The sequence below is a fragment of the Dolomitihabitans soli genome (genome assembly GCF_022213955.1).
Classification (GTDB): Bacteria; Actinomycetota; Actinomycetes; order Streptosporangiales; family Streptosporangiaceae; genus Streptosporangium_A; species Streptosporangium_A soli.
The window spans coordinates 1-528 of record NZ_JAKNTW010000082.1; the positions used below are offsets into that span (position 1 = coordinate 1).

Genomic DNA, 528 nt, shown 5'->3' on the forward strand with positions numbered 1-528 from the left:
TTCCGGGGTGGTCAGATACGCCTGACCCGGACGGGGACGGTCGGTGGAGCGGGCGGGACGGCCACGCACGAACCGGCCTTTGCCCTGCTGGGACTCGATCCACCCTTGCTCGCGCAGGACCCGCAGCGCGGCCACCACTGTGGGGCGGGACACGCCGAACTCTTGTATGAGCTGGTTCTCGCTGGGGAGGAGCGAGCCCGGAGAGTAGTCCCCCGACTCGATTCGCCGTTGAAGGGCATGCACAAGCTGGGCATACTTCGGCGGTACGGACTCTAGCGACATTTTGACCGTCCAACACCCGACAGGTTGTTTTACTAAGTTGGAGCGTAGCTTGGCGTCCGCCTGCCTGTCCACGCCGACCAGGCGACACCCGAGGACACCGGTGCGACAGCAGACGACACAGGTACGCCACCGGGGGCGAGTCGTACGCAGCAGACGGCCCCGGCAGATGCCGAGCGGGCGGGGGCACAGGGGCATGAACACTGTGGACATCGCTCGATCATCTGCCGGGGAGTTGGAGACGCGGCG

The 528-nt window shown here is 66.5% G+C and carries 1 protein-coding gene; it reads right to left on the reverse strand.

Features of this window, described 5'->3' with window-relative positions:
- Positions 1-492 (reverse strand): GntR family transcriptional regulator (locus MBA17_RS50925; protein ID WP_455433002.1); only part of this gene is annotated, 492 nt, incomplete at its 3' end.
- Between the last annotated feature and the right edge of the window lie 36 nt (positions 493-528).